We start from the raw sequence: 234 nt of genomic DNA on the forward strand, positions 1-234 counted from the left end.
GGCCACGCAGCGCGCGTCCATGCCCTGGCAGTCGATGCCGACCACTGTGTCGCGTTCGATCACCAGCTTGTCGGCTCGTACCATGTAGAGCAGCTCGCCACCCGCTTCGAGGGTGGCGGGGATGGTGGTCACCAGCATCGATTGCTTGGCGTTGTTTGGGCAGCCCATACCGCAGTAACCGAGGTTCCAGCAGCAACGCACGTTGCGCGGGATCACTGCCGAGTGATAGCCGAG

The 234-nt window shown here is 63.7% G+C and carries 1 protein-coding gene; it reads right to left on the reverse strand.

Going from position 1 to position 234, the window contains the following annotated elements:
* A partial coding sequence (locus tag VC352_RS25055; protein WP_322982181.1) for a GMC family oxidoreductase N-terminal domain-containing protein occupies positions 1-234 on the reverse strand: 234 nt, incomplete at both ends.

The sequence above is a fragment of the Pseudomonas sp. C11 genome (genome assembly GCF_034683865.1).
Classification (GTDB): domain Bacteria; phylum Pseudomonadota; class Gammaproteobacteria; order Pseudomonadales; family Pseudomonadaceae; genus Aquipseudomonas.